Origin of the sequence: Acidovorax sp. SUPP2539 (assembly GCF_030158975.1) — a bacterium.
Classification (GTDB): domain Bacteria; phylum Pseudomonadota; class Gammaproteobacteria; order Burkholderiales; family Burkholderiaceae_C; genus Paracidovorax.
The window spans coordinates 111873-124604 of record NZ_BQXJ01000006.1; the positions used below are offsets into that span (position 1 = coordinate 111873).

The 12732-nt window shown below is 69.2% G+C and carries 15 protein-coding genes; 5 read left to right on the forward strand and 10 right to left on the reverse strand.

Features of this window, described 5'->3' with window-relative positions; translation table 11 throughout:
* Window positions 1–2 precede the first annotated feature (2 nt).
* The 4 genes from AVTE2539_RS20310 to apaG all read right to left on the reverse strand — a co-directional run bounded on the left by AVTE2539_RS20310 (window position 3) and on the right by apaG (window position 4950).
* The gene (locus AVTE2539_RS20310; protein ID WP_284394324.1) at window positions 3–1127 is read right to left on the reverse strand and encodes a YbdK family carboxylate-amine ligase; all 1125 of its coding nucleotides are present in this window, start codon (window positions 1125–1127) and stop codon (window positions 3–5) included.
* Window positions 1117–2376, reverse strand: coding sequence for a cation:proton antiporter (locus AVTE2539_RS20315; protein ID WP_272565687.1), 1260 nt, complete (start codon window positions 2374–2376; stop codon window positions 1117–1119). The genes AVTE2539_RS20310 and AVTE2539_RS20315 overlap by 11 nt, the downstream gene beginning before the upstream one ends.
* 190 nt (window positions 2377–2566) lie before the next feature.
* The gene (tlpB, locus tag AVTE2539_RS20320) at window positions 2567–4546 is read right to left on the reverse strand and encodes a transporter-like protein TlpB (protein WP_284413400.1); all 1980 of its coding nucleotides are present in this window, start codon (window positions 4544–4546) and stop codon (window positions 2567–2569) included.
* The gene (apaG, locus tag AVTE2539_RS20325) at window positions 4543–4950 is read right to left on the reverse strand and encodes a Co2+/Mg2+ efflux facilitator ApaG/CorD (RefSeq protein WP_272565684.1); all 408 of its coding nucleotides are present in this window, start codon (window positions 4948–4950) and stop codon (window positions 4543–4545) included. The genes tlpB and apaG overlap by 4 nt, the downstream gene beginning before the upstream one ends.
* A gap of 69 nt (window positions 4951–5019) precedes the next feature.
* Here apaG and rpe point away from each other — a divergent pair, with 69 nt between their 5' ends.
* The gene (gene rpe, locus AVTE2539_RS20330) at window positions 5020–5700 is read left to right on the forward strand and encodes a ribulose-phosphate 3-epimerase (RefSeq protein WP_284413402.1); all 681 of its coding nucleotides are present in this window, start codon (window positions 5020–5022) and stop codon (window positions 5698–5700) included.
* A gap of 38 nt (window positions 5701–5738) precedes the next feature.
* On the opposite strand, the gene AVTE2539_RS20335 is transcribed toward rpe, so the two are convergent.
* From AVTE2539_RS20335 to AVTE2539_RS20350, 4 genes are all read right to left on the reverse strand, one after another.
* Complete coding sequence (locus AVTE2539_RS20335; protein ID WP_284394315.1) at window positions 5739–6155, reverse strand: hypothetical protein; 417 nt, start codon at window positions 6153–6155, stop codon at window positions 5739–5741.
* A gap of 153 nt (window positions 6156–6308) precedes the next feature.
* The gene (locus AVTE2539_RS20340; protein ID WP_272565681.1) at window positions 6309–6641 is read right to left on the reverse strand and encodes a DHCW motif cupin fold protein; all 333 of its coding nucleotides are present in this window, start codon (window positions 6639–6641) and stop codon (window positions 6309–6311) included.
* A gap of 42 nt (window positions 6642–6683) precedes the next feature.
* Entirely contained in the window at window positions 6684–7727 is a 1044-nt protein-coding gene (locus tag AVTE2539_RS20345) for an NAD(P)H-dependent flavin oxidoreductase (protein ID WP_284413404.1), read from the reverse strand.
* 67 nt (window positions 7728–7794) lie between these two features.
* Window positions 7795–8127, reverse strand: coding sequence for a hypothetical protein (locus AVTE2539_RS20350; protein WP_284413406.1), 333 nt, complete (start codon window positions 8125–8127; stop codon window positions 7795–7797).
* Between the two features lie 158 nt (window positions 8128–8285).
* Between AVTE2539_RS20350 and ku the strand changes: the two genes are divergently transcribed.
* From ku to gph, 4 genes are all read left to right on the forward strand, one after another.
* Window positions 8286–9200 (forward strand): non-homologous end joining protein Ku, encoded by a 915-nt coding sequence (ku, locus tag AVTE2539_RS20355; protein ID WP_284413408.1) that lies wholly within the window; start codon window positions 8286–8288, stop codon window positions 9198–9200.
* A 36-nt stretch (window positions 9201–9236) separates the two neighbouring features.
* Window positions 9237–10049: an exodeoxyribonuclease III gene (locus AVTE2539_RS20360; RefSeq protein WP_284413410.1), complete on the forward strand. Its 813-nt coding sequence runs from the start codon at window positions 9237–9239 to the stop codon at window positions 10047–10049.
* A gap of 87 nt (window positions 10050–10136) precedes the next feature.
* Window positions 10137–10613 carry an RDD family protein gene (locus AVTE2539_RS20365; protein ID WP_284413412.1) on the forward strand — a complete coding sequence of 159 codons (477 nt, stop codon included), beginning with the start codon at window positions 10137–10139 and terminating at the stop codon, window positions 10611–10613.
* Window positions 10614–10692: 79 nt separating this feature from the next.
* Window positions 10693–11415 (forward strand): phosphoglycolate phosphatase, encoded by a 723-nt coding sequence (gph, locus tag AVTE2539_RS20370; RefSeq protein WP_502868955.1) that lies wholly within the window; start codon window positions 10693–10695, stop codon window positions 11413–11415.
* Window positions 11416–11443: 28 nt separating this feature from the next.
* Here gph and AVTE2539_RS20375 read toward each other — a convergent pair whose 3' ends face one another.
* Together AVTE2539_RS20375 and AVTE2539_RS20380 are read right to left on the reverse strand one after the other, a co-directional pair.
* On the reverse strand, window positions 11444–12085 hold the full coding sequence (locus AVTE2539_RS20375) for an NrsF family protein (RefSeq protein ID WP_284413416.1): 642 nt from the start codon (window positions 12083–12085) through the stop codon (window positions 11444–11446).
* Window positions 12082–12690, reverse strand: coding sequence for a sigma-70 family RNA polymerase sigma factor (locus AVTE2539_RS20380; protein WP_284413664.1), 609 nt, complete (start codon window positions 12688–12690; stop codon window positions 12082–12084). Before AVTE2539_RS20380 ends, AVTE2539_RS20375 begins: the two co-directional genes overlap by 4 nt.
* Window positions 12691–12732 lie beyond the last annotated feature (42 nt).

Genomic DNA, 12732 nt, shown 5'->3' on the forward strand with positions numbered 1-12732 from the left:
CGTCAGGACACCGCGCCCCGAAAGCGCTGCGCCGCCTGCCGGCTCACCTCGCCCAGCAACTGCTCGTTGCGCTGGCGCTCGCGCAGCCAGCGCGCGTCGTTCTGGCCGGCGTCGGCCTCGCTGCGCAGCATGTGCAGCGCGCTCGACGCCCCGGTGACACCCGCGTGCCGCGCGATGTGGTCGATCGTCTGCAGGATGTGGTCGCGCAGCGGCATGTGGCTGCCCGTGGCCGGGTCCACATAGACCGCATCCATGCCGAAGCGGCAGGCCTGGAAGCGGTTGTAGGTGTAGACGAGGTAGTCGTCCTCGGTCGGCATGAAGGGCTGCTCGGCCAGGAACCACGCACCCAGCGACTGCACGAAGCCGGCGAGCGCGGCGGCGCGCTCCACGGTGAGCGGCGTGTCGAACACCCGGATCTCGATGGTGCCGAACTCGGGCTTGGGGCGGATGTCCCAGTAGAAGTCCTTCATGCTCTTGACCACGCCCGTGCGCGTCATCTTGTCGAAGTAGTGTTCGAAGTCCGTCCAGGTGAGCGCCATGGGCGCGCGGCCGGACAGCGGGAACGCGAACACCGAGTTGAGCCGGGCGGAATCGAACGCCGTGTCCTGCCCCTGCACGTAGGGGCTGGAGGCCGACAGCGCGATGAAGTGCGGGATGTAGCGCGACATGCGGTGCAGCATCAGCAGCGCCGCGTCGGCGTCCGGGCAGCCGATGTGCACGTGCTGCCCGAAGATCGTGAACTGCTTGGACAGGTAGCCGTACAGCTCCGACAGCTCGCGAAAGCGCGGCTTGTCGTAGATGCGCCGCTCGTGCCATTGCTGGAACGGGTGCGTGCCGCCGCCGGCCACGGCGATGTTGAGCTTGTCCGCGCTCTTGACCAGCGCATCGCGGATCTGCGTGAGCTGGCCCAGCACCTCGCTGCTGCTGTGGCACACGCCGGTGGAGATCTCGATCATGCTGTTGGTCATCTCGGGCACGACGCTGCCGGGCAGCGGCGTCTTGTGCATGAGGCGCAGCATGTCCTCGGCATAGGGCGCGAGGTCGTAGTCGTGCGTGTTGACGAGCTGCAGCTCCAGCTCGACGCCCAGCGTCAGGGGCTCGGAATGGTGGAAGGCTTCAAGACTCACGGCTGTTGTCTCCGTTGGCGGCGCGCGAGAGCGGCGCCCAGGGTTTCGAACTCTCGCCCGCGCGGTAGATGGCGACGGTGGCGATCACGGCCCCGAGCACTTCCATGACCAGGATGGCCGGCAGCGCCACGCGGGCGATCAGCTGGCCGGTGGAGGCCGAGGCCACCACGAACTGCGATGCGATCAGCAGCGCGATGGACGACATCGGCGTCATCGCGCAGCCCACCCACAGGGCCTGGCGCCAGCTGGCGCCGCTGCCCACGTTGCCCACCGCCACGCCCAGGGCCTTGGCCGCCAGGCGCACCACGATCAGGGCCAGCACGACGCCGGCCACCGGGCCGCTCCAGTCGGCCTGCGCCGCCACGGTGGAGACAAGCACGAACATCAGCATGGTCAGCAAAGACGAGGCCGTGCCCATCTGGCGCGGCCAGGCCCAGGGGCGCGGATTGAGCTGCTTGAGCAGCATGCCGGCCAGGAGCGCGGCCAGCGGCGCGGAGCCGCCCATGTGCGCCGCGACGGCCGTGCCGGCGGCGATGAGGGTGAGCAGCAGGAACGAGGTGTTCTCGCTCGTGGGGCTCATGAAGCGCAGCGCCATGCGCAGCACCAGGGCCAGCACGGCACCGACGATGATCGAGACGCCCAGCACCACCATGACCGGGTAGATGGTGTCCATGATGCGCGCGGCGGGGCGGTTGATCAGCTCCGCCGTGGCGCTGCCCAGCGTCAGGGCGTACAGCGTGGAGAGCGTGGCCAGCACCATGGCGCGGTCGGTCACCGGGCCGGCGGCGCGCGTGTCGGCCACCACGCGGCTGAGCACCGCGGGCGAGGCGGCCAGGGCCACCAGGGCGAGCGGTCCGGCGGCGCGCTGGGGCACGTCCAGCCACATCAGCACGTAGTACACGGCGAAGTAGGTCAGGGCCGATTCGGCGATGCTCTGCACCAGCACCATCGGGTTGTGGCGGAACCAGCGCAGCGGAATGCGCCCGCCCGCCTCGAACAGCACCAGCGCGATGCCCAGCTCCAGCAGGAACAGGCTGATGCCCTGCAGCGGCCACACGGCGCCGGTGAAGCCCAGCAGGCCGGCGATGGTGCCGACCAGGGTGTAGCCGACCACCTTGGGCAGGCCGATATGGCGTTGGAAAAGGTAGCCCGATACCGCGGCCACTGCGAGCAGCAGCGACCATTGCACGGTGGGCAACCCGGCCGAAGGGCGCAACCATTGCGCCCAGAAGCTCAGGATTTCATCCATTCTTTGTATGTCCTCTTCGCGCAGGCGCCAGGCCTGCAGGGTTGGGTCGGCCTTCGCGAAGCCCCCTCGGCGCGCAGCGGCCCGACCCCGGGGTCGCCCGAATTTACCCGTTAGGGTGGCCCCATCCTGTAGGACGGAGGCCTCCATTCCGGGGTGGATCAAGGCGGCGGAAAAGACCTTTTAACCGAGCTCAGGCCGCGCGCCGGGCGGGCATGAAAAACTCCAGCGGCGCGCGCCGCAGGCGCGAGCGCAGCGCCGCATAGACGCGGGCCCGCTCCACCCCAGTCACGCTGTGCGCGCGCAGGGCGAGCCGGAAGGCCAGGTAGAAGCTCACCGACACGTTCAGCGCGCCCAGCAGCGGTATCGTGGCCACGGCCCACCAGAACTGCGGCATGTGCAGCACCGGCAGGCCCAGCGCCGTGCTGGCCGCGCCCAGTTGGCCCGACGACAGCGTGACGTGGCGCACGTCCAGCCCCAGCCCGAAGAACGAGGCGATGGGTGGCACCAGCCCCAGCATGAAGCCCAGCGAGATGTTGGCGGCGAAGCCGGACAGGTTCTCGCGCAGGAAGTGCGCCCAGCGCGCCGCGCGCGCCGTGCCCAGCAGCCGGGTGATGCGCGGGTTGTACTGCACGGCCGAATCCAGGCGGTGCAGCACGAACCAGTTCTCCGCCCAGCCCGCGATGATGCTGGAGGCGAACAGCAGCACGCCGGTGAAGGCCGCGAACAGCAGCGAGGGCCCCAGCAGGTGCAGCGACTCCAGCACGTGGTGGGCCTGGGCCGTGCTGATGGCCGTCTGCCCGGTTCCCTTGGCGATCAGCAGCGTGATGCCGATCACGGTCGGGAACACCACGAGCACGTTGCCCAGCACCGCGGCCACCTGCGACCGCACCAGGTGCGTGACCTCGTCCACGAAGGACACCACGGCCTCGTCGGAGTGCAGGTCCTTGAGCTTGGCCGCCATGGCCGGCGCGGTCATCGCGGGCTGCTTGGTGGCTACCGTGAAGTGCAGCAGCAGGATCAGCACGAAGCTCACCGAATAGTTCACGCCCGCCCAGAAGCCGCCCCAGAAGGCCGACAGCGCCAGTGCCGCCAGGCCGAACTTCATGAGGGTGGTGAAGGCCATCACCAGGCCGCCGCCCGCGGCCTTGCCGACCATGGCGCGGTATTCGGCGCCGGTGCGCGTGATGTAGTGCTCGCCCGTCTCGGCGCTGCGCTCGGCCACCTTGGCCGCCAGCAGCGACGAGTTGGACGCCAGCAGCGCGCGCAGGCTGCGCCGTTCGCGGCCCACGGTGACCAGCCGCGCCATCAGGCGGGCGGCGGTGGGGGCGGGCGTGGGCGAGAGCAGGCAGTCCAGCAGCTCGCGCACGCGCAGGATGCGCTCGCGCAGCTGCCGCAGCCGGAACACCAGGCCCACCGAAATGCCGTTGTCCTCGAAATGCGAATACACCGTGGCCGCGGCGGCACGGCAGGCATCGAGCCGCTCGCGCAGGCGCTGCACGGATTCGTCGAGCCGGTCGGTGGTGCGCAGCTGGTGCAGGACCTCCACGCGCACGCTCTCCACGTCGCGGATTAGGGCGTGGAACGGCTGCGCGTCGCGCGCGGCCTCGCTCATGCGCAGGCGCAGCTCGGGTGCGAAGCCGGTGGACAGGATCTGCCCCGCGCAATAGGTGATGGCGTCCAGCAGGGCGCGCTGCCAGCGGGTGGCGCCCGGCGCCTCGGCCGGGGCCATGGCCGACAGCAGCCGCGCGAGCAGGGCCTCGTCCAGGGCCGCGAGCCACAGCGCATCGAAATCGTAGGGCAGCGCCAGCATGAACAGCTCGGACGCGTCGATGGTCTCCGGGCTGCCCGGCAGCAGCTTGTAGCGCAGACGCTCCGCCACCTCGCTGGCGAGGGCCGTGCGCGGCGCGAAGCCGAAATCGGCCAGCAAGGTGGTGATGTCCACCGTGCCGACGAGCGCGTTCCACCAGTCCTGCAGGCGCTGGCGCGCGGCGTTGTCTTTTTCGATGGCCTCCACGAACAGCTGCATGCGGCCGACCGCGGCCTCGACCGAGCGGCGGTTGCCCCGCACCCAGTCCAGCAGTGAGATCAGCCAAAGGTGGCGCTGCGCCAGCGGCGCGCCCGCATCCAACTGGGCCAGCAGGTGGCCCAGGTCATTGGATTGGCGTTTCAATGCAGCACTCTGCCGTTCAGGGGCGCGCCCGAGGCGTCGCCGGACACGGCTTCCAGCACGAAGAGCGCAATGGGGCATTCGAACGGCTCGCCGTCCTCGGCCACGCAGAAATAGCGGCCGTGCATGCTGCCGCTGGCCGTGCGCAGGCGGCAGCCGCTCGTGTATTGGAAGGATTCCCCGGGCTTGAGCAGCGGCTGCTGCCCGACGACGCCCAGGCCCTTGACCTCTTCGGTGTGGCCGCGCGCGTCGCTGATGACCCAGTGGCGGGAGATCAACTGGGCGGGGATGTCGCCCGTGTTCGTGATGGTGATGGTGTAGGCGAAGCCATAAAAGCCCTCGTCGGGCGTGGATTGCTCGGGCAGGTACTGGGATTGCACCTCGGCCTGGAACTGGTACTTCGGCATGGGCGCAATGGTACCCGGGCCGGCGGCCGTGCCTTCCGGAGCGCCGCGGGCTGCTGCGACAATCGGGGGATGAGCCGCACCTACCGCATTGCCCCCTCGATCCTGTCCGCCGATTTCGCCCGCCTGGGCGACGAAGTGAAGAACGTCATCGCCGCTGGCGCCGACTGGATCCACTTCGATGTGATGGACAACCACTACGTGCCCAACCTGACGTTCGGGCCCATGATCTGCCAGGCGCTGAAGCCCCACGCCAAGACCACGGACGGCCAGCCCGTGCCGATCGACGTGCACCTGATGGTCCAGCCCGTGGATGCGCTGGCCGCCGCTTTCGCCGATGCCGGCGCCGACTACATCAGTTTTCACCCTGACGCCTCGGCCCACGTGCACCGCAGCGTGCAGGCCATCCGCGCCAAGGGCGCCAAGCCCGGCCTGGTGTTCAACCCCGCCGAACCGCTCGACGTGCTCGACTGGGTGATCGACGACATCGACCTCATCCTCATCATGAGCGTGAACCCGGGCTTCGGCGGCCAGAGCTTCATCGACTCGGCCCTGCGCAAGATCGAGGCCGTGCGCCGGCGCATCGACGCCTGCGGCAAGGACATCCGCCTGGAAGTGGACGGCGGCATCAAGACCGACAACATCCGCCGCGTGGCGGATGCGGGCGCGGACACCTTCGTGGCGGGCAGCGCGATCTTCGGCAAGCCCGACTACGCCGGCGTGATCGGCGCCATGCGCACGCAGCTGGCCTGACGCGGCCCGGCCGCGGGCTGGGCCTGCATCCACGGCGATCAGCGCGCTGGTGGCGTGGCGGGGGCCGGCACGATGGTGGTCGTGGTGCTCTCGCGCAGCACGCCGCCCGCGGCGGGCGAGCCGGAAACGGCACTCGGGCCCTTCACGCGATCCAGGCAGGCGGAACGTTCTTCGGGCGTCTTGAACACGGCGCAACGGTCCACCGCATTGCTCTGCTCGGCCTGGGCGCCCGGATTGGTCAACTGGCCGGTGCGCGACGATTCGAGGGCCGCACCCGCTTCCTGCAGGCACACGGCCTGGGACTGCTGCGTGTTGCCGCTCAGGCAGGCCTGGCGGTCGCGCTCGTAGCGGGCCCGGGCGGATTCGTCCGGCGCGGCGTGCGCGGTGGCGGCGGCTGCGGCCAGCAGGGCGGTGGTGGCGAGAGCGGAAAAGCGGCGAAGAGAAGACATCGGCATGGTGATCCTTTGGTATGCGAACCGCCCCTGGCAGCCGGGCGAAGGCCCGGCCGGGGCAAGGTTTGCAGACTAGGCGTACACCGAGGGGGGCGTCTGTCGGACGGTGCGCAGCCGCCGTGCGGGCCGTTCGCCCGCCACAGGGCGGCCCTGGCGTCAATCCACGATGAAGAGCTGCGCGCCCGTGGCCGTCGACGACCGGTGGGCCGCATCGCCGAAGTCGGACACCTGATAGCTCATGCCGGCCGTGAGCGTGACACGGCGGCCATCCTTCAATTCGGTTTCCAGCGTGCCTTCCAGCACGAACAGGATGTGGCCCCGGTCGCACCAGTGGTCGGCCAGGTAGCCGGCGGAATAGTCGACCCGGCGAATGCGAATGTCGCCCACGGTCTGGGTGCGCCACAGGGCCGTTCCGGTCTCGCCAGGGTGCTCGGTGGGTGCGATGAGCGACCAGTCCGTCGTCGTGAAGGGCAGTGCAGGAATTTTCATGTCAAAGCGGTGGGGCCGGTGAATCTGGAAACGGTCGGCCGCTCAGCGCAGGCCCTTCGCCAGCGCGCGCGTCAGGTCGGCGGCGGACGCCTCCCGGCACCCTCTTGCGTTCTGCCCGGACCACAGCGGTGAAAAGTCGCTGCGCCCCAGGGCTTCCGCCTTGGCGCGCAGCGGGGCCAGCGCGGCGGTCGCGAGAGGGAATTCCGGGGCCGCGGGATTCAGTGGCCCCAGTTCGTGCATGACGCGGTTCATGATGCCGCGGGCAGGGCGGCCGGTGAACATGTGGGTGAGGGCGGTGTGGCGCGCGGCGTCGCTTTGCAATGCGGCGCGGTGCACTGCGCTGGTGGTGGCCTCGGTGGCCAGCATGTAGGCGGTGCCGACCTGCACGCCCGAGGCCCCCAGCGCCATGGCCGCGGCCACGCCCTGGGCGTCCGCGATGCCCCCGGCCGCGATGACCGGGCACTGCACGGCGCCGACGATCTGGGGCAGCAGCGCGAAGGTGCCGGATTGCTTCGTCAGGTCGTGCGACAGGAAGTGCCCGCGGTGCCCGCCGGCCTCCAGGCCCTGCGCGATGACTGCGTCCACGCCCCGCGCCTGCAGCCAGAGCGCTTCTTCCACCGTGGTGGCCGACGCGAGGACTTTGGAGCCCCAGCTTTTCACCTGCGCCAGGAGGTCGTCCGGCGGCAGCCCGAAATGGAAGCTGACCACCGGCGGCCGGAACTCCGCCAGCAGGCCGGCCACCTCGGCGTTGAACGGATGGCGTCCCGCACCGGCGGGGATGTCCTCCGAACGAAGGCCGAATTCGGCGTAATAGGGCGCCAGCGCCGCACGCCATGCCGCCTCCCGCTGCGGATCGGGCTGGGGCGGCGTGTGGCAGAAGAAGTTGACGTTGTAGGGCCGGCGGGTGGCCGCGCGGATGGCCGTGACTTCCTGGCGGATCAGGTCGGGCGTGAGCCCGGCGCAGGGCAAGGAGCCCAGGCCCCCGGCTTCGCTCACGGCGATCACCATCGCGCTTCCCGACACCGCCACCATGGGCGCCTGGATGAGGGGAAATTCGGTGCCGAGGAGGTGTTGGAGCGTGGTCATCGGTGGGGCCTGTAGGGACGTGGTGGGCATTCTGCACCACCTCCCTGCAGCCGCCAGGCGCGGCGGTTCAGCGGGCGGGGCCGAATCCGAACAGCGAGGGTTTGGAGGGGGCCGGGGGATCGGCTGGCGGGCGCTCCGTCTGGGGCGCATCGTGCGATGGTGCCACCGCTTTCGCGGCCCGCTTCACGGCGAGGCGAGGGCCGATGTCCAGGTCTTCGATCATGGCTTGCAAGACCCGAAGCCCATCGGCCAGGGCCTGTTGGTAGGTGCCTGCGGCCGACGCGGACCGTTCCATCTCCGCCCAGGCACCGCCGCCTTCGCGCTCCATCAGCACCCAGCGGAAGTCCCCGGGGGCAGGCTCTTGCACATGGATGGCGATGGGGCGAAGGGCAGTCGGCATCACTCCAGCATAGGGGATCGCGGGGAATGGCCCAAGGCCGTGCAGCCCCCCGATTGGCAGGCAATGCCTACCGATGCGGCAAGCGGCCGCCTACAAGGGTGGCAGACCGATCGACGCAGACTGGGATGCACGGGGTTTCCCCTTCGGAGAAAAGTCACATGGCAACTGGCAGTCGCACGCTCTGGAAGGGCGCCATCACCTTCGGCCTGGTCCACATCCCTGTCGGGCTGCACACGGCGGCGACGGAGCAGGGCGTGGACTTCGACTGGCTGGACAAGCGGTCCATGGACCCGGTGGGCTACAAGCGCATCAACAAGAAGACCGGCAAGGAAATCGACAAGGACAACATCGTCAAAGGGGTGCAGTACGAAGACGGCAAGTACGTCATCATCAGCCCGGAAGAGATCGAGGCGGTGTTCCCCAAGACCACGCAGACCATCGAGATCGAGCGCTTCATCGACGCGAACGACATGCCGTTCATCTTCCTGGAGCGGCCTTACTACGTGGCGCCGGTCAACAAGAGCGACAAGGTCTATGCGCTGCTGCGCGAAACCCTCATCGCGACGGGCAAGGTCGGTCTCGCGAAGGTCGTCATCTCGACGAAGCAGCACCTGGCCGCGCTGGTGCCTTCGGGGCCGGCGCTGGTGCTGAACCTGCTGCGCTGGGGCGACGAGGTCAAGACGCTCGACTCGCTCGAACTGCCGGCCGCCGGCAAAAAGAGTGTGAGCGCCGCGGAACTCAAGATGGCCAAGCAGCTGGTCGAGGAGATGTCCGGAAAATGGGACCCCGCCGACTTCAAGGACGAGTTCCGCATCCAGGTGATGAGGCTCGTGGACAAGAAGGCGAAGGCGGGCGAAGGCCACACGGTGATGGACCCGGAGGAAGAAGCGCCGCAGACCGGCGAAGTGATCGACCTCACGGCCCTGCTCAAGCGCAGCCTCAAGGGTGGCTCCGCGTCTGTGCGCAAAGGCGCGGGCAAAACGGCCGGCAAGGCGGCCAAGGCGCCTGCCAGGAAGGCCGGTGCCAAAAGCGCCGCCGCCAGGAAGAGCGCACCGGAAAGAAAAGCGGCGTGAGCGATTGCTCGCCCGCGTGTTCAGACCGGTGATGCCATGCGCGTCGCCACGTGGAACATCAACAACGTCAACAAGCGGATCGACCGGCTGGTCGATTGGCTGCAGCGCACGCGGCCCGATGTGGTCGCGCTGCAGGAACTCAAATGTCCCACGGCGCAGTTCCCGCATGAGGCGCTGCGCGCGGCGGGCTACCGCGGCATGGCCGTCGGCCAGCGAACCTGGAATGGCGTGGCGCTGCTCGGCCGCGGGCACGATCCCCTGCCCGTGTTGACCGCGCTGCCGGGCGATCCCGCCGACAAGGAAGCCCGCTACCTCGAAGCGGCCATCCACGGCGTGCTCTATGCCTGCCTGTACCTGCCCAACGGCAACCCGCAGCCCGGCCCCCGATTCGATGCCAAGCTGCGTTGGTTTGAGCGGCTGAACCGCCGCGCCCAGGCGCTCTGGGCGTCTGGCCATCCCGTGGTGCTGATGGGCGACTGGAACGTCGTGCCGACGGATGCGGACATCTACCGGCCCGACACGTGGGCGGACAATGCCCTTTTGCAGCCGGCGCCCCGGCAGGCCTATGCCGACCTGTTGGCCCAGGGGTGGACGGATGCCATCGCCACGGTGCACCCGAAGGACGTGCCGTTCACCTTCTGGGACTACCGGCGCCGGCGCTGGGAGCGCGATGCGGGACTGCGCATCGATCACATCCTGGTGAGCCGCATGCTCCGCGTGGCGGATGCCGGCGTGGACCGGGACGAGCGCGGCAAGGCCAACGCCAGCGACCACGCCCCCGTCTGGGCGGAACTGACGGGGGCGAAAGCGCCGGTGCGGCGCCGGGCGGCCGGGCCGACTGGCGTTTGAACCCCCCACGTCCGGAGATCGCTGCCAGAATCCAGGGTGCCTCGACCCCTGAGGCCGCAAACACCTACTCCAGAAGGAAACGATGCCATGAACGACCCCAGCGGTTTTCCCGATCTCGAATATGTCGGCTTCTGGGCGCGCGTGGGCGCGACGCTGATCGACACCGTGCTGCTGATCGTCGTGACGGTGCCGCTGCTGGTGGCGTTCTATGGCTGGGCGTATTTCGAATCCGAACGCTTGGTCTTGGGGCCTGCGGATTTCGTCATCTCCTGGGTGCTGCCGGCCGTGGCGGTGGTGCTGTTCTGGCTGAGCCGGCAGGCCACGCCGGGCAAGATGGCCATCGGCGCCCGCGTGGTGGATGCCGCCACCGGCAAGCCGATGACCCCCGGGCAGTCGGTGGGCCGCTACGTGGCGTATTTCGCCTCCGCGATTCCGCTGGGCCTGGGCCTGCTGTGGGTGGCGTTCGACGGCCGCAAGCAGGGCTGGCACGATAAGCTGGCGGGCACGGTGGTCGTGCGGCCGAAGCGGCGTGGGACGCAGGCGGTGAGCTTTCCACAGGGTTGAAGACGTCCGCCCCGCACCAGGACCGCCACGGCGCCACCCCGCCTTCATTCACTGCACGCCTGTTTTCATGGCCATGACGATGCAATCTGCCCCCTTTTCAGACTGGATTCCGCTGCCCCCTGCACAAGCCGATGCCGCGATCGTGGACCTGGACGGCACCATGGTGGACACGCTCGGCGATTTTTCCGAGGCAATCAACCGCATGCTGCGCGAGCTGGGGCTGCCCGGCATCGCGGCGCCCGACATCGAACGCATGGTGGGCAAGGGCTCGCAGCACCTGATTCATTCGGTGCTCAATCACGTTCTGGCGCATGATTCACTAGGGCATATTGCTATCAAAACAGAAGCAATCTATCCCCAGGCCTGGGAAAGCTACCAGCGCCATTACGCCGCCGTCAACGGCCAGTTCGCCGCGCTGTACCCCGGGGTGGTCACCGGACTGCAGGCGCTGCGGCGGCAAGGCGTGCGCCTGGCCTGCCTGACCAACAAGCCCACGGCGTTCGCCGTTGCGCTGCTGGAGGCCAAGGGGCTGGATGGCTTCTTCGAGAAGGTGTTCGGCGGCGATGCCTTCGAGCGCATGAAGCCCGACCCGATGCCGTTGTTCAGGACCTGCGAGGCGCTGGGCACCGTGCCCGCGCGCACGCTGATGATCGGCGACTCCAGCAACGATGCCCGGGCGGCCCGCGCCGCCGGCTGCCCCGTGGTGCTGGTGACCTATGGCTACAACCACGGGCAACCCGTGCGCGAGGTGGATGCCGACGGCTATGTCGATTCGCTGGAGGCGCTGCTGCCCGGCCCCTGACGCGCCGCAGCAGCGGGGCGATGGCCCGCTACCAGCGCAGCAGCCGAGGCCCCAGCACGGCACCAGCGGCCACCGGCAGCGACATGCCCAGAACGTACCAGATGGCAATGAACGGTGCGGCCAGCTCCGGGCAGTGCAGCGCATAGACCGTGGCACCGACCGCGCCGCCCAGGGCGCCGGCCCCTGCGCCTGCCCATGCGGGGCGGACGGGCGCCATGCCCCGCAACACCCAGATCGCGGCCAGGAACACCGGCAGCGACAGCATGGCGATGTTTTCCGCGCACACACGCCAGGTGCGGCTGAGCACCAGCTCCGGCAGTTGTGCCGCGGGGGCCTGCCACACCGCCATCAGCCCCAGGGCCCACACCAGGCCGATCGGGGCGGCCCAGCCCAGCCATGCGACGCGGGTGACAGAACCCGGTTTACCGAGCCGGGCGACCAGCAGCAACGCGGCCAGGGCCATCAGCAGCGGAGCGCCGAATTTCACCCAGAACATGGGCAGGGTGGCGTATTGGCCGAGCGCTGGATTGAGCCCGAGCCCATACCGCATCAGCAAGCCCGAAACCGGCACGGCCAGGAGAAGGCCGAGCGCCAGGCGCTTCGCTGCGGCATGGCGAGGGACCGGCACCGTGTCGGCGGCCAATAGATGGATCAGATCGTCGGTTTTCATGGGGAGGCCTTTGGCTTCGCCGTGGGTGGGGACGAAGACGCGATGCGGCTCGCCAGCGCCTTCAGGCCCCGGTGGATGCCGATTTTCACGGCGGATTCCGTCATGCCGGTTTCCAGGGCCACGTCGGAAACCGACCGGCCGTGCAGCTTGACCTGCTCAATGGGCAGGCGCTGGCGGTCGGGCAGTGTGGCGAGCAGTCGCCCGAGATCGCGCCGGGCTTCGGCGGCCGTGTCCTCGGTGTGATCGAAGAGGCCGGTTTCATCGTCGTCCAGGGGGTCGTGCAGCGCTTCGCGCGCCTGGCGCGCGCGCAGCAGATCGATGGTCTTGTAGCGCGCGATGGCGTGCACCCAGGCCGTGAGCGGCTGGGTGCGCTGGTAGGTGTGGCGCTGGTTGTGCAGGGCCAGCAGGGTGTCTTGCACAAGGTCCTCCACATCGTCGGGCCAACCGGACAGCCGCCGGCGGTAGAAGGACCGCAGGCGGGTTGCCATCTGCTGCAGGAATTGCCGGTACGCCGCCGCATCGCCCTCCAGCCCGGCGAGCATCAGGCTTCGCAGGCGCTGTTCGGTCTGGAGGTGCGCAATCTCTCGAGGCGGTCGGGGTGCCATGGCCGCATCAGGGTACACGGCATCGGCGCCACTCGCGCGCAT